General features: G+C 39.7%; 17 protein-coding genes and 1 tRNA gene. 16 read left to right on the plus strand and 2 right to left on the minus strand.

The genetic code is table 11. From position 1 onward, the window contains the following. Positions 1-2 precede the first annotated feature (2 nt). The 10 genes from CSV63_RS07545 to CSV63_RS07590 all read left to right on the plus strand — a co-directional run bounded on the left by CSV63_RS07545 (position 3) and on the right by CSV63_RS07590 (position 8,994). Positions 3-908, plus strand: a complete 906-nt coding sequence (locus CSV63_RS07545; protein WP_099695283.1) for a hydroxymethylglutaryl-CoA lyase — start codon at positions 3-5, stop codon at positions 906-908. A 13-nt stretch (positions 909-921) separates the two neighbouring features. Further along, a complete protein-coding gene (locus tag CSV63_RS07550; protein ID WP_099695284.1) occupies positions 922-1,704 on the plus strand; it encodes an enoyl-CoA hydratase in 783 nt (260 codons plus the stop codon). A gap of 26 nt (positions 1,705-1,730) precedes the next feature. After that, a complete protein-coding gene (locus CSV63_RS07555) occupies positions 1,731-3,275 on the plus strand; it encodes an acyl-CoA carboxylase subunit beta (RefSeq protein WP_099695285.1) in 1,545 nt (514 codons plus the stop codon). Between the two features lie 443 nt (positions 3,276-3,718). Next, entirely contained in the window at positions 3,719-4,114 is a 396-nt protein-coding gene (locus CSV63_RS07560; protein ID WP_099695286.1) for a VOC family protein, read from the plus strand. Positions 4,115-4,211: 97 nt separating this feature from the next. Then, positions 4,212-4,640 (plus strand): VOC family protein, encoded by a 429-nt coding sequence (locus CSV63_RS07565; RefSeq protein WP_099695287.1) that lies wholly within the window; start codon positions 4,212-4,214, stop codon positions 4,638-4,640. Between the two features lie 73 nt (positions 4,641-4,713). Beyond that, on the plus strand, positions 4,714-5,211 hold the full coding sequence (locus CSV63_RS07570) for an SRPBCC family protein (RefSeq protein WP_099695288.1): 498 nt from the start codon (positions 4,714-4,716) through the stop codon (positions 5,209-5,211). Positions 5,212-5,281: 70 nt separating this feature from the next. Beyond that, positions 5,282-5,680 carry a VOC family protein gene (locus tag CSV63_RS07575; protein ID WP_099695289.1) on the plus strand — a complete coding sequence of 133 codons (399 nt, stop codon included), beginning with the start codon at positions 5,282-5,284 and terminating at the stop codon, positions 5,678-5,680. 340 nt (positions 5,681-6,020) lie between these two features. Then, positions 6,021-6,512 (plus strand): DUF2975 domain-containing protein, encoded by a 492-nt coding sequence (locus CSV63_RS07580; protein ID WP_099674523.1) that lies wholly within the window; start codon positions 6,021-6,023, stop codon positions 6,510-6,512. 15 nt (positions 6,513-6,527) lie between these two features. Then, positions 6,528-6,758 (plus strand): helix-turn-helix domain-containing protein, encoded by a 231-nt coding sequence (locus CSV63_RS07585; RefSeq protein WP_099695290.1) that lies wholly within the window; start codon positions 6,528-6,530, stop codon positions 6,756-6,758. Positions 6,759-7,041: 283 nt separating this feature from the next. After that, on the plus strand, positions 7,042-8,994 hold the full coding sequence (locus CSV63_RS07590; RefSeq protein WP_099695291.1) for a hypothetical protein: 1,953 nt from the start codon (positions 7,042-7,044) through the stop codon (positions 8,992-8,994). Between the two features lie 196 nt (positions 8,995-9,190). Here CSV63_RS07590 and CSV63_RS07595 read toward each other — a convergent pair whose 3' ends face one another. After that, positions 9,191-10,045, minus strand: coding sequence for an Rv1352/Rv1906c domain-containing protein (locus tag CSV63_RS07595; RefSeq protein ID WP_099695292.1), 855 nt, complete (start codon positions 10,043-10,045; stop codon positions 9,191-9,193). Between the two features lie 392 nt (positions 10,046-10,437). Between CSV63_RS07595 and CSV63_RS07600 the strand changes: the two genes are divergently transcribed. From CSV63_RS07600 to CSV63_RS07625, 6 genes are all read left to right on the plus strand, one after another. Continuing rightward, entirely contained in the window at positions 10,438-11,196 is a 759-nt protein-coding gene (locus CSV63_RS07600; RefSeq protein WP_099695293.1) for a TerC family protein, read from the plus strand. A 206-nt stretch (positions 11,197-11,402) separates the two neighbouring features. Further along, positions 11,403-13,160, plus strand: coding sequence for a choline/carnitine O-acyltransferase (locus CSV63_RS07605; protein WP_099695294.1), 1,758 nt, complete (start codon positions 11,403-11,405; stop codon positions 13,158-13,160). 25 nt (positions 13,161-13,185) lie between these two features. After that, positions 13,186-13,842: a DUF3885 domain-containing protein gene (locus tag CSV63_RS07610; protein ID WP_233191985.1), complete on the plus strand. Its 657-nt coding sequence runs from the start codon at positions 13,186-13,188 to the stop codon at positions 13,840-13,842. 116 nt (positions 13,843-13,958) lie between these two features. Next, the gene (locus CSV63_RS07615; RefSeq protein WP_099695296.1) at positions 13,959-14,357 is read left to right on the plus strand and encodes an SET domain-containing protein; all 399 of its coding nucleotides are present in this window, start codon (positions 13,959-13,961) and stop codon (positions 14,355-14,357) included. A gap of 61 nt (positions 14,358-14,418) precedes the next feature. Then, positions 14,419-14,492: transfer RNA gene (locus CSV63_RS07620), tRNA-Arg, on the plus strand. A gap of 829 nt (positions 14,493-15,321) precedes the next feature. Beyond that, a complete protein-coding gene (locus CSV63_RS07625; protein ID WP_099695297.1) occupies positions 15,322-17,778 on the plus strand; it encodes a penicillin acylase family protein in 2,457 nt (818 codons plus the stop codon). A 347-nt stretch (positions 17,779-18,125) separates the two neighbouring features. Here CSV63_RS07625 and CSV63_RS07630 read toward each other — a convergent pair whose 3' ends face one another. Further along, positions 18,126-19,202 (minus strand): LCP family protein, encoded by a 1,077-nt coding sequence (locus CSV63_RS07630; RefSeq protein WP_099695298.1) that lies wholly within the window; start codon positions 19,200-19,202, stop codon positions 18,126-18,128. Between the last annotated feature and the right edge of the window lie 10 nt (positions 19,203-19,212).

The following is a 19,212-nucleotide window of genomic DNA, read 5'->3' on the forward strand; positions in this document are numbered from 1 at the left end:
CGATGAAATGGCCTAAAACAATTACGATTAAAGAAGTTGGACCGCGTGACGGACTGCAGAACGAAAAAATCTTCATTCCGACAAAGGACAAAATCGCCTGGATTAATGAGTTGTCTAAAAGCGGTCTGACATCGATTGAAGTGACGTCTTTCGTCAATCCTAGATGGATTCCGGCACTCGCGGACGCAGCTGATGTAATGGCGGGCATTAATCGGGAGCCAGGCGTCTCTTATTCAGCGCTCGTCCCGAATCGTCAAGGGCTTGAACGGGCTTTTGCGGCAGATATCGATGAAGCGGCGGTGTTCATGTCGGCAAGCGAAACGCATAATGTGAAAAATATTAATAAAACGATCACCGATACACTACCTGTATTAAAAGAAATTGTCCAAGACGCGAAGGCGGCAGACAAGAAAACGAGGGGCTATGTGTCTACAGTGTTCGGCTGTCCATATGAAGGCGTAGTCGATATAGAAGCGGTCGTCCGCGTGACGGAGTCGCTGTTTGACATGGGCATTGACGAATTGTCGCTTGGCGATACGATCGGTGTTGCGAATCCTCGGCAAGTCCAGGAAGTACTTGACGTACTGCTGAAACGTTTTCCAGCAGACAAATTGGCGATGCATTTCCATGACACACGCGGGACAGCTTTAGCGAATGTCCTAGCGTCACTTGATATGGGCATTACGGTGTTCGACAGTTCAGTTGGCGGGCTCGGTGGCTGTCCGTATGCACCGGGTGCTTCAGGCAATGCAGCGACAGAAGATGTGTTGTATATGCTGCATGGCATGGGTATTCATACCGGCGTAAATGATAGGCAAATTTTAGCGGCGTCCGCGTTTATTCAAGAAAAAATCGGCCGCGCGCTTCCAAGTAAGAACTTGCAGGCTGCCGGTGCGCATGATAAGTGAAGGGCGTGAGTAGATGGGGAATAATGTGGTAGTAGAAAAGCGCGGCGATGGAATTGCAATTATTTTATTGAATCGTCCACAAGCAGCGAATGCATTGTCAGTTGACATGCTGGGCGAGCTTTATGAGGCAATGGAGGAATGCCGCTACGACCGGGAAATCCGCGTTGTTATTATAACGGGCGTTGGTGAAAAAGCTTTTTGTGCAGGCGCGGATTTAAAGGAACGCCTAGGAATGAATCCAGTCGAGGTGCGCAAGACGGTTTCGTTGATTCGTCAGACAATAAACAGCATTGAATCATTGCCGCAGCCGGTCATCGCTGCAGTCAACGGAGTTGCGCTCGGCGGTGGGACAGAACTGGCACTGGCATGCGACATTCGGATTATAGCGGAGACGGCAAAGTTTGGATTAACGGAAACTTCGCTCGGCATTATTCCAGGTGCTGGCGGTACGCAACGTCTGCCGAGATTGATCGGCAAAGGACGTGCGAAAGAGCTTATTTTCACAGCGCGCAGAGTCGAAGCGACAGAAGCATTAGAAATCGGCCTCGCTGAATACATGGTGGCGCCTGCTCAGTTGATGGATCAAGCGCTTACTGTCGCGGGACAAATCGCTGCCAACGGTCCGCTCGCTGTCGCGCAGGCGAAGTTCGCGATTGACCACGGCTATGACGTAGAACTGCAGACGGGGCTCGCAATCGAACAAAACGCCTATGAAGTGACGATTCCTTCCAAAGACCGACTCGAAGGACTGCAGGCATTCAAGGAAAAACGCAAGCCTGTATATACTGGCGAATGATGAACGATCATAAGGGAGGCAGGACTATGACAACCGATACGAAATCTTTGCAGCAAGCATTGAATGAAAGAGTAGAGCAGATTAAAAAAGGTGGCGCGCAAAAATACCATGAGAAGAATACGGAACAAGGGAAGATGTTCGTCCGTGACCGCTTAAGATTATTATTCGATTCGGATCTTGAAATCGAAGACGGTCAATTCGCGAACTGCATGGCGGGCGATCTTCCTGCTGACGGAGTGGTAACGGGCATGGGGAAGATTAACGGCCAAGTTGTTTGCGTCATGGCGAATGATTCCACAATCAAAGCAGGCTCATGGGGCGCGCGAACAGTGGAAAAAATTATCCGAATCCAAGAAACTGCTGAAAAATTGAATGTGCCGCTCGTTTACTTAGTCGATTCAGCAGGTGCACGAATTACGGATCAAGTCGAAATGTTCCCAGGTCGCCGCGGTGCAGGGAGAATTTTTTACAATCAAGTAAAATTATCCGGTCGTATTCCGCAAATCTGCGTCTTGTTCGGTCCGTCAGCTGCTGGCGGTGCGTATATCCCAGCGTTTTGCGATATCGTCATTATGGTCGACAAGAATGCTTCGATGTACCTTGGATCACCACGCATGGCGGAAATGGTAATCGGTGAAAAAGTAACACTCGAAGAAATGGGCGGCGCACGAATGCACTGCTCAACTTCAGGATGCGGTGATGTGCTCGCAAAAAACGAAGAAGACGCAATTGCAGCGGCGCGAAGATATTTATCGTATTTCCCGGCAAACTTCTCGGAAAAGCCACCTGTACGTGATGCAGTGGCTCCAAAACAGTTGGATAAGGCACTGGAGGAAATCATTCCGAAAAATGAAAACGCTCCGTTTAATATGCATGACTTGATCAAAGGGATTATCGATGAAGGTTCATTCTTCGAAATTAAGAAACTATTTGCAGGCGAGCTCATTACAGGCCTTGCGCGCATCGATGGAAAAGCGGTCGGTATTATCGCGAACCAGCCGCGCGTTAAAGGCGGTGTGCTATTCCACGACACTGCTGACAAAGCGGCAAAGTTCATCAACCTTTGCGATGCATTTCATATTCCGCTGCTGTTCCTAGTCGACGTGCCAGGATTCATGATCGGAACAAAAGTTGAACGCGCAGGCATCATCCGCCATGGTGCGAAAATGATTTCCGCGATGTCAGAAGCGACTGTGCCAAAAATTTCCGTCATTGTCCGCAAGGCATACGGCGCAGGTTTGTACGCCATGGCAGGCCCGGCATTTGAACCGGATGTGTGTTTAGCACTTCCATCCGCTTCCATCGCTGTCATGGGGCCTGACGCAGCTGTCAACGCAGTCTACGCAAACAAAATTGCTGCGCTACCCGAAGAAGAGCGCGCAGCTTATATAGAAGAAAAGCGCAACGAATACAGAGAAGATATCGACATTTACCATTTAGCTTCCGAAATGATTATTGACGGCATCATCCCAGCAGACTCACTGCGCGATGAGCTGATTACGCGCTACGAAGCATATGCGACGAAATATATCCAGTTTACGGAACGTAAGCATCCAGTTTATCCGGTGTGATGGAAGCAGACAGATCAGCGTCACCGATAGGGACGTTTAATTAACTATTTACGTGTCAGAATCAGCAATTTTCCATTTTCGAGAATGGATATACAAAACGTATACACACAGCGCGCAAACAATTGCTACTAGTACATTTTTTCATGTCTTCTTGAGACGCAATGAAGTGAAATCTAGATACGAATTTAAAAAGCACGGTAACATTGTTAAATCAATGTATACCGTGCTATTTGTATGTGACTTCAACTAGTAACAATAAAATGCCAAAGTATTTCATACAAAAGCCATACAAATTCTTAGCTTATAACCTTTTCTACATTTATTCGTAATATACTTTGTGAAATGTTGCCCTTTAAGAGTTGTGGGGGATAGAAGACGCACGAGGAAGACATACTCATTACTACTGACAAATTAAAATGGAGTTAAAAGGAGAAGGAGTAAAGATGGGAAGAGTTGTTCACTTTGAAATTCACGTAGACGACATGGAAAGGGCACAAAAGTTTTACAGAGATGTATTCGGATGGACCTATCAAGACTGGAGTGAGTACGCGGGGCTCCCTTACTATGGAGCAGTGACTGATGATGATCATGGTTTTAGAATTGATGGAGCCTTAATGCAACGTCAAGGTCCGCCACCAGAACCGAACCAACCACTAAATGGTTATGCTTGTACTATGGGAATCGATGAGTATGATACGACCGAAGTGAAAATTCTCGATCATGGAGGCAGCGTTGCAATACCCAAATACGCGTTGCCAGGAATGGCTTGGCAAGGCTATTATTTGGATACCGAGGGTAATATTTTTGGATTTCATCAACCAGATAAAAAGGCACAATAATAAGGTTGTTTTGTGAGGATTATAACCTTAAACTGAAGACATATAATGGTTAGTAATGATTTTACTAGGTTTAATTATTTTAAAGGAGTGATGAACAATGGCTATCGATGTTTATTTAATATTTAAGGGAAATTGCCGTGAAGCGGTTGAGTTTTATGCAGAAGTTTTTGAAACCGAAAAACCTAACTTTATGACTTTCGGGGAACAACCTCCAAATCCAGAATACCCTCTTCCGGAAGAGGCAAAAAACTTAATTATGCATACTCGATTAGCTATTGAAGGAAGCACTGTAATGTTTTCTGATACGTTCCCTGGTTCGCCTTTCACAGTTGGAAACAACATTAGCTTAGCTTACCAATGTGCAGAGGCAGAAAAGTTACAAATGGTTTATGAAAAACTAAAAAAAGAGGGAACCGTTGGAATGGAACTTCAAGAGACTTTCTGGTCGAAACTTTATGGTCAGATCACGGATAAATTCAATGTAATTTGGCAATTGAGTTTAACTAACGAAGACGAAGTTTCTTAACAATAACTAATCCGAGTCGTAAAGTTTTGAATCGGCGGATGGCACGGAACCTATAATCAAAAGAGGTGCAGGTATGAGTAAAGTTTCATCTACGACTTTAAAAATGGTAAGAAATTTTAATGTAGCATCTGAAAAAGTATTTGATGCATGGCTGAACCCAGAAATGATGAAAAAGTGGTTTTTCACTTTGGAAGGCACGAATAAAGTGACGCGAAGTAATCCTAAAGTAGGCGGTACTTGGGAAATTATTGACCATAGAGGAGGACAAGATTACCGAGCGATTGGGGAGTATCTTGAAATTGATCGTCCGAAAAAAGTGATGTTCACTTTTAAGATGCCAGAAATGAGCGATTTAGAAGATACAATAACAGTTGAACTAAAAGAGCTCGAGCAAGGCTGCGAGATGACATTCACACAATTAATCCATGTTGCGAAAGAAGTGAATTGGACAGAGTCTGAAATCGAAAAAGCACTTACAGAAATGCATGATGGCACGGAAGTTGGCTGGAATTATATGTTTATGGGACTCAAGGAATTAGTGGAAACAGGTAGAGTTAGCTACAAAGGGTAAATGACGTGTAAGTAGCTAGTTGCAATAGGGAAGCGAAAATAAAGTTTTAAAAAAGAAAGGATTATACAATATGAAGGACGTAAAACCATTTTTAATGTTTCAGGGCGGAACTGCAGAAGAAGCTATGAAATACTACACTTCACTCATCGAAGACTCAGAAATTAAAAGCATAGCGCGTTACGGAGCGGAAGGACCTGGTGAAGAAGGTACAGTGATACAAGCGGTATTTTCGTTAAAGGGACAAGAGTTCATGTGTATCGACAGCCATATTGATCACGAGTTTACATTTACTCCTTCCTTTTCTATTTATCTAACTTGTGAAACTGAAGAGGAAATTGACAGCCTTTATAATAAAATGATGCAAAATGGAACAGCACTCATGCCTTTAGATAACTATGGATTCAGTAAAAAATTCGGATGGCTGAATGACCAATTCGGCATTTCTTGGCAGTTGAACTTACCAGAGTAACTGTTTGCAAATATTGTTCAAGATAAAACATCATCGGGTGCCTAACTGATAGTAGGAGCGCTCTATCTTGTTTTCATAGTTATACTACTAAATAGTAAAAAGCTGACTCCATTTATTAAATATAAGTGGGGTCAGCTTTTTTTTGAATAGATAGGTTGTCAAAGCTGCATGAATACATATCTGGTTTGTGATTTATCATCTATGATGAAAGGACACAGAAAGATTTTCATATATATTTTGCAGTAATGATATGTTCATAGTCAATATATATTTATTGAAACTCGATAAATTAAATGGTAAAGTGAAATGTACAATGTAGAAGATATGCGAGGTGCTTTTTATGAAACGAGGAACAACTCTATTTTTAAAGATAGCTGTCATTTTAATTGGTATTCCAGTTCTTGCTGTGTGCATATTTTTGTTGCCGCAGTTAGCTATTGAGGCAAAAGAAGCTACTGAAAGAGGTTGGGATTTTGCTTATGCAGTATATAGTATTTTAGTAGTCATCTATATTTCAGTGATCCCATTTTATTTTGCCTTGTACCAAACATTTAACCTATTAAACTTTATCGATGGAAATCAAGCGTTCTCTGAGTTATCTGTTAGGGCTTTAAAGAAAATCAAATACTGCGCGATTATAATTAGCGGCTTATATGTAGTAGCCCTTCCATTCGTCTTTATCATGGCAGAGATAGACGACGCCCCGGGTCTGGTAATAGTCGGAATGATTCCTATTTTTGCTTCCATGGTGATTGCGGTCTTTGCTGCTGTTCTCCAAAGGCTGTTAAGAGAAGCAATCGATATAAAAGAGGAAAATGATTTAATAGTCTGAGCTGAGGTGAATAACATGGTAATTATAATCAATATTGATGTAATGTTAGCCAAGAGGAAAATGAGTGTTACCGAACTTTCCGAGCGAGTTGGGATTACAATGGCAAACATCTCTATACTAAAAAATGGAAAGGCGAAGGCGATTCGACTATCGACTTTAGATGCGATTTGTAAGGCTTTAGAGTGTCAGCCTGGGGATATATTAGAATACCAAGTGGAAGAAGACACTGGAAATCCAGCAGAGTAGAGAACGAGTCATTGCAACTGTAAGGCATTTCATTCAACAAGTTATCATACTAAAAGTTTAAAGATATAGAGTATTTCCTCAAACCCAGGAATACTCTATATTTTTGTTTATAGTAAAATGAATATATAAAGCCGTTGAAGATCCTCTTTTGAAACTATAATTCCAGGTAGAGAAAAAAGAGTAATCGCGATATGATAAGGATAGCTCAAACTTTATTGTTTTTAGTATAAAGTTTGTTATCCGTACAGATCAACGCGTTGTCAGATGTTAAGGGGGAAATAGTTTGGATATTTATCAGGAATTTTCAGCCCGACATTTTGGGGCTTATTTAGATTCGGAAGAGTTTTTAGATTATATGTTGCGTCAGTGGTTGCTTAAAGGACGTCATTTAGATGTTTGTCACGTCATCGACCATCCTTCGTTTACAAAAGTGATGAATGCATGTAGGAATGATGAACGGTACGCATTGCTAGTAGAACTGTCAGACTTGTATGAGAGTGAAATTACACTAGCGAGTCAATACAATGAAACATTACTAGCGTTGGCTTATGGTGAAGACTTCGATCCGTTTGAGCTGGATCAGGATATTAGAGCCAATGGGGATTGGCGATACCATCTTTGGTTCTATTTCTTTAATAACGAAGGACATGTGGCAGATTCCTGGCAACTATTCAACACTAAAATTTATCCGCTATGTGCAACGTTAAATAACGCGCGTGCCGATCATATGCAGACGCTTGCTAGGTACTTTAATGAACTAAGTGTACTAATGGATAAAACGCGCGATCCGGATATTTTGGAGAGCGTGACGAAAAAGACCATTATGAATCTGTATGATCTTTTTTTACAAGTGGCTCATAATGATACACTGATCGACTTTGCAACGAAGCGAAGTTTTTGTGAACGCTTGATTCATATGATGAAATATAAAGAGATGCACAGTGTTGGTCTGGAATTCTATATTACATTCAATGATCTATTCGATTTGAATAATATTCCCACTGTCATTAGCTTGGTAAATCTATCTAAGTATGCATATGATTATCATGCAGTGCATGTACTGCATGGGGATATTCAAGCAATTCAATATCGCATCGAGAAATATAAAGGGGATATCGTTTCGCAGTTAACGAAAATTTCCGAGTACATATTACGAATGAAGAATGTTATTGAAGAGCAACATGGTGGAAAAATTCATGAAGACTCCTTTATACAAGCTGATTTCAACTTTTTCTTTTATGAATGTGGAATTGAAGAAATGTGTACAGCTAATTTCACGGAGTTACCGTTTGAAGATCAAGATGCTATCTTAAGAAATTTACTTAACGCAATGATCTGTTTTTATAAAGCGGATAAAACGTTAACATCAGAAGAAGGCAAGGTAAAAGAACCAGCATTGAATTTATTGATAGGTTGGGAATTAGGTAATGAAGGTATGAAGTTGAGAAACCGTGTTCTCTCTTTGGTACCTGATATAGGAATCGAATACCGCGAAATCATGACTTCCGATGCATTGATTCAATTAGATGAATATCTGACAGAGTTCTACTTGCATGATCTATCACCAAACGTAGAAGCAAGAATACAATTGTCTGAGCAATATGATCTAGAACCAATCGATCCTAAACAGGCGTTAACGCTGCTGGAAGAGACCTTTACTTCACTTCATCATCATAGTGCGCTAATTTTCGGTGAGGAAGAAAAAGAACGCTTTGAAAAGTCGGCTAAACAATTATCTCGCTTGTTGAAATCTAGTGAAGTGAAACGACTCTTAACGTTTGCTGAAGTAAAATGGCGTGAATTAGAAGATGCCTATAAGCCAGAAAGTCAACTATCCAGTCAAAAAGCCGCGTTTATTATAGCAGACTATGTAAAGGCAGTGGAGGAGTACCTCAGTCATATGTTAGTTAGTAAAAAAGTAACCAAACAGACGATGCCTTTAATAGATGTGGCGATACCGGAATCTGGACTCACTTCTGTTGAAATTGGCAGTGAAGAGTATTATCACTACGCCACGCTTGGTAGTTTCTATCATTATCTTAGCGCAAATGGTACTAGTCTACTGAAAAGAAATGTAGATAAAGTAAAGGTTGTAAAGTACCTCACACATTGGGTGAACAGTATTCGTACATCTTCGTTTGATCAAAAGGATGAGTTGGAAATCGAAACAGCACAAGTTTTACGAAGAGAAACACTAGTCTTACTAAGACGTTTGGTCACAGACTTTGCGGATTAATTATCAAGCTGTAATTAAATGAGAAACCTAAATAGAGTTAGTTTCTATATAGCTTGAGAGTCATCTAGTTTATTTAACCTAGGCTATTAGATAAGAGAGTGGCGAGATGAAGATTGTTGTAATGGGTGGGTAGTGAAATGCAAAAGATTTAAAAATGAAAGCACACACAAAACCTCATTGGTTTTGTGTGTGCTTTTTATTGTACTTCTAAATAGGCATTTCGGATCGTCAAATATTGACCATTCGATATATTGATAGACATTTCACTTTCTACTACGTCACTTATGAGAAGATCCATCATATCTTGCCGGCTATTTTTGCTAATTTCATAAAATCCTATATCGCTTTGATCATCTACAAACAATGTATAGGAACCAGCTGGGAGATCTGTACCTACTTTGTATTGGCCATCCTTATATATTCCATTAGCGGGTTTTATACTAGGTGCGGAAGCTACAGGATACATTTCCCCACCTTTTAATGTAAAGTTTTCTCCTTCGCGTAATGTGACATATGTGTGGGAACGTCCATCCAGTGCAACATTAAATACAATACTGTCAGGATTTCCTGATTGATCTTTTGTATTTTCCAGAAGTGTAAGTCCGTTGGAGAAAACTAAATATTCACCCGGTTCGATGTCAGTTCCCACCAGATATGTACCATCAAGTATGGAAGCCGAAGTAGACGGAGCCGTTTGTTTTTCTGGTTTAGCTGGTTTGTGTACGGTTGTTGATGGCTGTGTCGAAGGTGCATCTGAAACGGTGTCAGATTGTTCTGTAGCCGGTTTCGATGACGGTTCTTCTATTGGTTTTTCCGGTTCCCTTACATCTTTTTTGATCTCATTCATTTTAGGCTGTTCTTTCTCGGGCTGTTCTGTGAGTGGTGTTTTAGTAGATTGTTCCGTTGTTGTATTTTGTATCAAACTTTCTGATGATGCTGGCTTGTTTGTTGTAGTTTCGGTTGTTTCTTTGTTGCTCGCAATGGCAATAATTAGCGCTATCAGCAATATGGCTGCACTAGCTACGGTCCACCGCAATTGTTTTTTGTTCATATAGTATGTAACCTCACTTTTTTCATTATATGTATATGATACATGATAGTACTTTACAGAATCTACCTATTAGCTTTCCTGTTATATAGGAAATTTGATTGTTTACCAGTTGAGCTAAACATCATAAAGTGTACAGTTGCTTTTAATAAATTTTATTTCCTTTAAGTAGTATATTACTTTGCAAATGGCTATTCACGTGCTAAACTACAAATACAACTCAATAGACTTTGACTTTATGTCAAAGGGGAGTAGCTATAGGGAAACCTATTTCACAATCGTCAGTACATGGTTTACTACCATCGGTTGTGATAGCAAAATTTTGCTTAGCGAGACCTTTGCCTTTTATTAGGCAAGGGTCTTTTTTGTTGTAAAAAATTTGAGGAGGACGATGAATGGAAGCAATTTTATTGGAGTACGCATGGGTTTTATTAGTATTGATCGCGTTGGAAGGATTATTAGCTGCAGATAATGCAGTAGTTATGGCAGTAATGGTTAAACACTTGCCAAGAATGCAACAAAAGAAAGCGTTGTTCTATGGATTAATCGGAGCATTTGTATTCCGGTTTGCAGCGCTGTTCATGATCACAATGTTGGTTAATGTATGGCAGATCCAAGCGCTTGGGGCGGCGTACTTACTGTTTATCGCAATCAAACATATTTACGATCAGAAAAAGGGGAAAGAGCATTCTATAGAACCTGAAGCGACTAAGGGTTCTGGTTTTTGGATGACTGTATTGAAAGTAGAATTAGCGGATATTGCTTTTGCGGTGGATTCAATGCTCGCTGCAGTGGCATTGGCCATCACATTGCCTCCATTAGGAGATATAGTGATAGGTGGAATTAACGGAGGCCAGTTTAGCGTCATGCTAGCCGGTGGTTTAGTCGGGCTCGTCATTATGCGATTCGCTGCTCATAAATTCGTCCAGTTGCTAGCGAACTATCCGCAATTAGAGACAACGGCTTTCGTTATTGTCGGATGGGTAGGAGTCAAGTTGACTGTCCTAACGTTAGCGCATGAAAAATTAGGATTCTTACCACTAGATTTTCCACACTCCACTGAATGGAAATTGATTTTTTGGGGAGTTTTAGTGGCGATTGTAGTGATAGGTGCTTTAATAAGTATTAAGGAAAAACGAGCTCAGAAAGTATAATGTCTAGTTCTAATAATTGATTACGTACCAACACTAAATAAGCGATTTCGCGAATAAGACAAGAATCTCCCATTAAAATAGGTGGGAGATTTTTTTATATGATATTATTTATTAGAGAGTTTATATATTAATTAACATGAAACTATTAACAGTATGTACAGAAAAGTGTAGACAGTATAATCGAAAGGGGGTTCCTCTTACTATTGATGACATTCAAATTCCAAAAACATTTACCCTCCGTACCAATTCCTGAGCTGGAAGATACGAAAAGGAAACTGCTGGAGGCGATTGAACCATTAATTGGCAAAGAAGAATTCGAAGAGACAAAGAAAGTTGTTCAACAATTTTTTGAAGAAAGCGGAGAAGCGCAAATGCTGCAGGAAAAGCTTCAGATTTGGCAAGAAGATACTGCAGGCAGTTGGCTAAAACCATTTTGGGATAATGTCTATCTCACATCCCGCAATTCGTTACATACAAGCAGTAATTTTAATGTTTTACTCGACAATCAGCAATATCCACTACGGACAATTGCAGAGTTAGCAGGTAAAGTGAGTCGATCCGTAGCGGAGTTTTATCATGCGATCATGGATGAAAAAGCTGCCCCTGAAATTTCGCGGGGAATGCCGCTCGACATGAGTCAGTATCCTAACTTCTTCCGATCTGTCCGAATTCCTAAAATTCACCGGGATGGTCATTACGTCACGGAATACTCGAAAGTGGAAAATCATATTAGCCTGATGACTAATGGTAATATCTTCTCCATTCCTGTCACTAATCAACGCGGTATAATTTATTCCAGTGAGGCATTGTCGAGTGTCATTGAATCGATTATTTCATTGAAAGAGCCAGCTGGAAAAAATGTAGGGATTTTTACTACAACAAATAGAAATAAAGCAGCGAATATTTATCAACAACTTTCAGTAACTACAATCAATGCCGAAAATCTACAAAGCATAGCGGATTCTCTAGTCGTTCTATCGATAGATGAAGAAAGTACAAATTCCGATGAAGCGATACAAAATTTACTACTGGGCGGCAAAAATAAATACTTTGATAAGACATTGCAAATCGTCATTACTAAAGCGGGCGAGGTTGGGTATAGTGTGGAACATACGGCAGTGGATGGAACTACGAGTTTCGCGGTAATACAATATATACAAGACCAGCTTAATTCAACGGATACAGAAAGCATCGAAAAGAAAGGGCGGCCTGGAGCAGAAAAGTTGGAGTGGATTTTATCGGCTGAATTACTAGAAGAGTTTCATAAATTGGAAATAGAAAATGAAAAAACCGTTCAAAATTATTTTATTCATGTGCAAAATTTTGAGGCGTTTGGTACTGATGAAATAAAACAACTTGGATTCAGTCCAGATGCATTTTTCCATATGGCGCTGCAAGTTGCCCAATATAAAACATTCGCTACAATGCGCAGCACATATGAAGCGGTGTCGATGCGCTTATTCAAAGAAGGAAGAACGGAATGCATACGTCCTTCAAGCACAGAAAATTTGGCATTGGTTAAAGCGATAGTAGAGGATCCACTAGAACCCGCGATAGTATATCGATTAATGCAACATGCAAGTACTGCACATTCCGCTCGTTTAGAAGAAGCACGAATGGGGTTTGGCGTGGAAAGACATCTCTTTGGATTACAAGAAATACTTTCACTGTTTAAAGATGAGCTGGGGATAGAAAAATCACCTGCACTATTTTCCGATCCCGGCTATTTAAAAATGCGTCATGATTTTATTTCCACTAGCAATATGACACATCCCGAAGTCAAAAGTTGTATGTTTGGACCAGTAGTAGAAGACGGCTATGGAATTTTTTATGTCCTACTGAAAAATCGATTGATAATAAACTATTCTAGTTTTAGCCGGAATGAACAGGATGCGAAGCTTCTTGTGAAAAATCTTGATGATGCGCTAATTGAACTGAGAGATATCGCATTAGCTGTCAAGTAGTGCATGTATAATGGAGAGTGAAATAATGAAAGCTGTAGAATTATATTTAACGAATTACTTCTATGGAATTGAACTGGCACCCGCCCTATTTTATGAAACGAATAAAGCCATACGCTTTGAAATTTCAGAGTCTATTGCATATGATGAACCGGATTTTTTAAAACAAGCATTCTACCGCTCCATTACTTTATTCGAGGCGGTATTTAGAGACGAGGATGACATCATACTAGTCACTGATGTTCATACAAACAATCATTTCCTACGTGCAAAACCGTTACATGTCTATTCCAAATATGTAAAACGAAAAGATTTGTTATATAAATTGCGGTTTTCGACGGTTCCTAATCTCTATGGCGATGAGGAAGAACTTGTAACGCATCGCTTTTCGCTATCTTGTAAGAAACAGGATGTTCGGTATAAGCAATTGCTGAAAGCGATTTGTTATGAAGATTTCGCTGATCCGACAACGATTTTAAAACATAATCCTGAAAGTGGTTATGATATTTTCTTTATTAATCAATCGAAGAATATCATTTATCACCTATATGATGATCGCGGGTGTGATATCATAGCGTCTGACAAAGAATCCATTCGATTTCTTTATGAACAATATACTGACTGGATTCTTGAATATGATAAGGCGGAAGTGGATCAAGTCTTTTCGTTGAACAATTATAGCTAAACTCGATTCCTCAAAAGATAGATTTTTCGCTTTAAGTCTAAGAAAAGAAATCAGCAATCTGGTTTGATTAATGGTATACTTGCAAAGTATAATTTACAAGCGAGTGGGTGAAAGATATGATAGAGATAAAACTTTCTCCAATTGGCGAAGGAGAGTTCAATAGGGGTGTATTCGCAACATGCGATATTAAAAAAGGACAGCTGTTACACGAGGCACCAGTTATTCCCTATCCAAATGAGCAACATCAACATATTGAAAAAACCGTTCTATCTGACTATGCTTTCGAATATGGAGAAAACCATTCGGCAGTCCTGCTTGGCTACGGAATGTTATTTAATCATTCCTATGAGCCCAATGCGACCTATGATATTAATTTTGATCATCATACATTTGATTTCTCTGCTTACAAAGATATTAAAGCTGGAGAAGAGATTTTGATCAACTATAATGGCGATGTGGATGATGAAGAGCAATTATGGTTTAATGACGATTATGATGGTACAGCTAACGATTAATCATAAGCATGAGAACACTTTGAATCAGCATATGGATTAAAGTGATTCTCATTTCTATCATGTCCTAGTAGCTCAGCTGGATAGAGCAACGCCCTCCTAAGGCGTAGGTCGGGGGTTCGAATCCCTTCTAGGACATTATCAAGACAGTTTAGGAGAAGGTTAGAAATTTAAAAAGCGCCACACATGTTGTCCAAACAACATGTGTGGCGCTTTTTGTTGATAGAGAAGGCAATATAAAAGTTCAGGAGATGAAACCATACGCGAGTCCCTATGTTAATCCGAGCAGCAATGGGTAATGTGTTATCTTCTTTCGTTTCTTGGCCTTGCGAGTCAGAACGATATTTTTTTGAGATCTTTACAGTTGGAGTTTAATAAAGGGAAAAGGAGTATAAAGTACCACCTGTAGTAATGGGAAATAATACAAAATTGGTCGAGGAGTTTTCGGACATAGTAGTTTTTATAAAGGATTTTAATGAGGTAGGAAGTTTTACTGTTTTCGAAAAATGATATAACATCAGTCTTTTACTTAAAAGTTTACATGAAAAAGTTTTACTTTACGTCTATTTAATTTTAAAGCGTATAACCAATGTATAGGGAGCAGTCGAAAGTGATGATAAGTACTCTTTTGTACCTATTTTTGTTGGGAAGATTAATTATTTAATGTTTGAATATTTTTAATATTGTTGACATACAAAAGTGGATGTCTATAATGTAAAACACAGTTGCCGTTTGAAAACTGTTATACGAATTGGATATTTAGTCCACTTCGGTAGATTGGTGATTAAATGGAGAATGGGAAGGGGATGTAGGATTTTGCGATATGAAGCTCTTTAAAAATGATAGCGCTATCACTAGGCGGAAATTTTTTTGAAGTATTGGTATTAGAATGTAGTGATTTACACTAGTAGGAACACACGCTGTTTGAATGAATTTGAAGCATAATAATTGATAAGGTGGTTATGTAATGAAGCGTTCAATGAAATTACTTATGCATATGACACTAATTTTAGTTCTGATTTTCTTATCTGCCTGCTCAAAAGAGGATGTATTATTAGGTGAAAAAGTGCAAAGTGTTTCCAAAGCTGTTAAAGTCCATCGCGATGAATTTGGGGTTCCACATATTTATGCTGACTCGATGGAAGACTTATACAAAGCTTATGGTTATGTGATGGCACAAGATCGACTATTTCAGCTAGAGATGTTTAAACGAGCAAATGAAGGTACTGCTGCAGAGGTATTTGGGGAAGAGTATCTAGCGCATGATGAAAAGATACGACGTGATGGACACACTGATGAGGCGATTCAAAAAATGATCGATACAATGGATCCTTTTGCGAAGGAAATCATTGAAAACTTTTCAAGTGGGATTGATCGCTATGTCAAAGAGGCCCTTGAGGATCCCGAAACTAAATTATCAAAGGAATTTTCTGAGTATGATTTGAAACCAGCAAATTGGACAAGTGTAGATGTTCTTCGCTTGTACATGGCTTCTATGACGGCCTTCATGGATCAAGAGCAAGAGCTTGAAAATGCTACTATTTATGCCAAATTGTTAGATGAATACGATGAAGAAAAGGCGCAAGCAATTTTTAATGATATGGTTTGGATAAACGATCCGGACGCACCAACAAGTTCGGATAGCGATGCTTCGATTGGTAAAGGAACGCCATTTGCAAATACTAAGACGCTAGAGCAAGTCGCGTTCGCGGGCGAGACCGTGTCCTCGATGCGAGAAGATTTTATTGGGAAAAGGCAAGAGCTAGGGGTGCCACTAAAAGTAGGTAGTAATGCCGCGATTATTGGCGCTTCAAAATCTAAATCTGGTAATCCCATCATGTTTGGTGGACCACAAGTAGGTTTTACAGCACCGGGCTTTATTTATGAAGTCGGACTTCACGGTCCAGATCTTAATATTCAAGGTTCGTCATTTATTGGATATCCATTCATTATGTTTGGTGCGACGAATGACTTTGCCTTTACAGCAACCGCTGGCTATGGCGATGTATCGGATATTTTTGAAGAAGAGGTAAATCCCAATAATCCAAATGAGTATAAGTACAATAGGGAATGGGTGGACTTTGAAAAAAGAACTGAAAGTATTGATGTGAAAAAAGATAATGGGGAGATTGAAACTGTTACTCGGGAATTTCACGATAGTGTTCATGGTCCCGTTATTTTTAAAGATGATGACAATCATATTGCTTACAGTAAAAAATGGGCTTTTCGAGGAACTGAAGCAGACAGTTGGGCAGCTTATGTAAAGATGAACTATGCAACGAATCAAGAAGAATTTGCGAAAGCTGCAAGAGAGTATACCATGTCATTGAATTGGTTTTATGCTGATAAAAAAGGTGAAATTGCTTACTATCATGTCGGTCAAATACCTGAGCGGGATGAACGAGTAGATTGGCGTTTCCCCACACCAGGAACAGGTGAATATGAGTGGAAAGGTTTTCTAGACACAGCGGATAATCCACACGAAGTCAATCCTGAACGTGGTTTTGTAGCGAATTGGAATAACAAACCTGCGCCAAACTGGAATACGAATGAACAAAACTATATGTGGGGAACAGATCACCGGAATCATCAATTTATTGATAGAATTAGTGCACGAAAAAAATTATCGATTGAAGATGTAAATGAAGTCAACTATGAAACGAGCTTTGTCAATTTAAAGACACGTTGGTTCAAGCCATTTTTGCTAGATGCTCTTTCAACAAAAGTAGATAACCACCGTAAATATGAGACAGCTATCTCCATTCTGGAAGATTGGAATAATTTAAATGAAGATAAAAACAATGATGGCTACTATGATTCACCTGGCGCAACAATTATGAAGGCTTGGTGGGATCAGTTCTTTGTGAACGTTACAGAAGAAGACATTGGTAAGTTTTACGAAAAGATGAGACCGTTCGTAGATCATCGATCAGGTGGATCAGGCTTATTGTCCCACCTCATTCAAGGAGATAAAGCAGCGTTACAAGTAGAAAATGATTGGTTAAAGGGACGTAACCTTGAAGAAATTGCACGTGAAAGTTTTGATCAAGTTGTAGTGGATCTGGAAAAAGAATATGGCGCATCCATGAAAGATTGGATCATGCCGATTGAGACGATGACATTCGGCGCTGAATCCCTTATAGGGGTGCCGCATGGACTAGGAGATCAGCAACCCATTATTTTAATGAATCGCGGAAGTGAGAATCATTTTGTTGAAATGACAGAGAACGGCCCTGTAGGCATGAATGTTACACCACCTGGCCAGATCGGTTTCATTAGACAAGACGGTGAGTATTCTCAACATTATAAAGATCAGATTGAAATGTTTAAAAACTTTGAGTATAAACACATGCTTTTTGAAAAAGAGGACGTTCTAGATCATTCTGTTGAGACATTTGAGATTGATTTTGAAGAAGAGTCATAAGGTGAGTGAAGTATTTGCTATGAAAGAACAGTAAGGAGGAACTGAGAAGAAAAAAGTGTTTGTTTCTTCTCAGTTTTTTCATATGAAACGAGTATGGATCAGTTTTAAGTATGATGTGAATAGTCCCTACACTTTCTAATCGAGGTTCCGCATAATAGAATATGTACAAATTGGAGATTTCCGACTAATAATAGGTAGTACATTTGATTTGGAAGTGGTAGCAGAAGCACAGCAGCGATTGCAAGGGAGAAAGACGATGGGGAAATAGTATTGACGACGTAAAAATAAGCTGTTCCGGTCGGTTGAATGACTGGAACAGCTTATTTTTCTGTGAGACTATATCGTTTTTAGTATTGTTGATTTTGACTATCTTCAGGATCTGTTGCATATTCTCCGTATTGTTCACTTTCGTCGTTTACTGATTCATCCTCTACTGATAAAAACTCGCGTAATGCTTGTTTGTTTTGTTCTAGGTTAATCTCGAGAACAGCACCAACATCTGTGCGCAAGTCTCCAAATGATCCTTCTACCGGAATACGTAGTGATTCCATTTCGTTATCTTTTCCACCAGTTAACATACCTTTAGCAATTGTAAAGATCGTTTTACTGTCGATGTTCGTATCAATATATGGGCCAATAACGCCCATTAATTTCGGGATATTGACGAGTGTCTGTAAACTCATCGCTTCATCTTTCAGTTTCCCTAATGCCTCTTGTTGACGTTGCACGCGACCGTAATCACTGTGGATGTCATGGCGGAATCGTACATAACCGAGTAATTGATCCCCGTTCAATTTTTGTTGGCCGGGATAGAGAGTTAAACCTAGACCGTGTGACATCTCATATGGAATATCGACTTCAATACCGTCAGGAGCGATTACATCGACGATTTTTGAGAAACCTTCGAAGTTAACAATCGCATAATATTGTACATCTACATCGAAATTTTGCTTGATCGTTTGTCGTACTAATTCAGGTCCTCCAAGTGCATAAGCGGCATTGATCTTTTCCATACCGTGTCCTGGAATATCGACGTATATATCACGCATCAACGAGATTAACTTCACTTTGTTTGTTGTTTGATCGTAGTGACCGATCATCAAAGCGTCTGAACGTGTGTCATCTTCGTCGCCTCTTGCATCATCACCGATCAACAATACGTTAATTTCTCCAAATTGTGATTCGCCGCCTTCAAAGTCGTCAAAAGCGGAATCGCTAGTAGAAAAAGTATTACTGCTGTCGCTAAGTTCTGTATGTATTTCATTTGTTTTGCCGCCGCTAGCAAACGATAAGCCGTTTGAATATTGTGCAGTGACGTATCCGCCACCCGCTAACAGTAGCAAAGTGAATATCATGAATATTAATCGTTTATATTTTCTTTTAAGTTTTTTCTTACGACGCTTTCCAGTCTCTCTGTTTTCCATTAATGTCACA

The sequence above is a fragment of the Sporosarcina sp. P34 genome, assembly GCF_002743375.1.
Classification (GTDB): Bacteria; Bacillota; Bacilli; order Bacillales_A; family Planococcaceae; genus Sporosarcina.

Excerpts from the sequence above, each read along its gene's own strand:
- CSV63_RS07580 (WP_099674523.1), top strand. The coding sequence starts at position 6,021 with ATGAAACGAGGAACAACTCTATTTTTAAAGATAGCTGTCATTTTAATT.
- CSV63_RS07615 (WP_099695296.1), top strand. The coding sequence starts at position 13,959 with ATGATAGAGATAAAACTTTCTCCAATTGGCGAAGGAGAGTTCAATAGG.
- CSV63_RS07585 (WP_099695290.1), top strand. The coding sequence starts at position 6,528 with ATGGTAATTATAATCAATATTGATGTAATGTTAGCCAAGAGGAAAATG.
- CSV63_RS07570 (WP_099695288.1), top strand. The coding sequence starts at position 4,714 with ATGAGTAAAGTTTCATCTACGACTTTAAAAATGGTAAGAAATTTTAAT.
- CSV63_RS07560 (WP_099695286.1), top strand. The coding sequence starts at position 3,719 with ATGGGAAGAGTTGTTCACTTTGAAATTCACGTAGACGACATGGAAAGG.
- CSV63_RS07545 (WP_099695283.1), top strand. The coding sequence starts at position 3 with ATGAAATGGCCTAAAACAATTACGATTAAAGAAGTTGGACCGCGTGAC.
- CSV63_RS07595 (WP_099695292.1), bottom strand. The coding sequence starts at position 10,045 with ATGAACAAAAAACAATTGCGGTGGACCGTAGCTAGTGCAGCCATATTG.
- CSV63_RS07600 (WP_099695293.1), top strand. The coding sequence starts at position 10,438 with ATGGAAGCAATTTTATTGGAGTACGCATGGGTTTTATTAGTATTGATC.
- CSV63_RS07605 (WP_099695294.1), top strand. The coding sequence starts at position 11,403 with ATGACATTCAAATTCCAAAAACATTTACCCTCCGTACCAATTCCTGAG.
- CSV63_RS07565 (WP_099695287.1), top strand. The coding sequence starts at position 4,212 with ATGGCTATCGATGTTTATTTAATATTTAAGGGAAATTGCCGTGAAGCG.
- CSV63_RS07575 (WP_099695289.1), top strand. The coding sequence starts at position 5,282 with ATGAAGGACGTAAAACCATTTTTAATGTTTCAGGGCGGAACTGCAGAA.
- CSV63_RS07625 (WP_099695297.1), top strand. The coding sequence starts at position 15,322 with ATGAAGCGTTCAATGAAATTACTTATGCATATGACACTAATTTTAGTT.
- CSV63_RS07610 (WP_233191985.1), top strand. The coding sequence starts at position 13,186 with ATGAAAGCTGTAGAATTATATTTAACGAATTACTTCTATGGAATTGAA.
- CSV63_RS07630 (WP_099695298.1), bottom strand. The coding sequence starts at position 19,202 with ATGGAAAACAGAGAGACTGGAAAGCGTCGTAAGAAAAAACTTAAAAGA.
- CSV63_RS07555 (WP_099695285.1), top strand. The coding sequence starts at position 1,731 with ATGACAACCGATACGAAATCTTTGCAGCAAGCATTGAATGAAAGAGTA.
- CSV63_RS07550 (WP_099695284.1), top strand. The coding sequence starts at position 922 with ATGGGGAATAATGTGGTAGTAGAAAAGCGCGGCGATGGAATTGCAATT.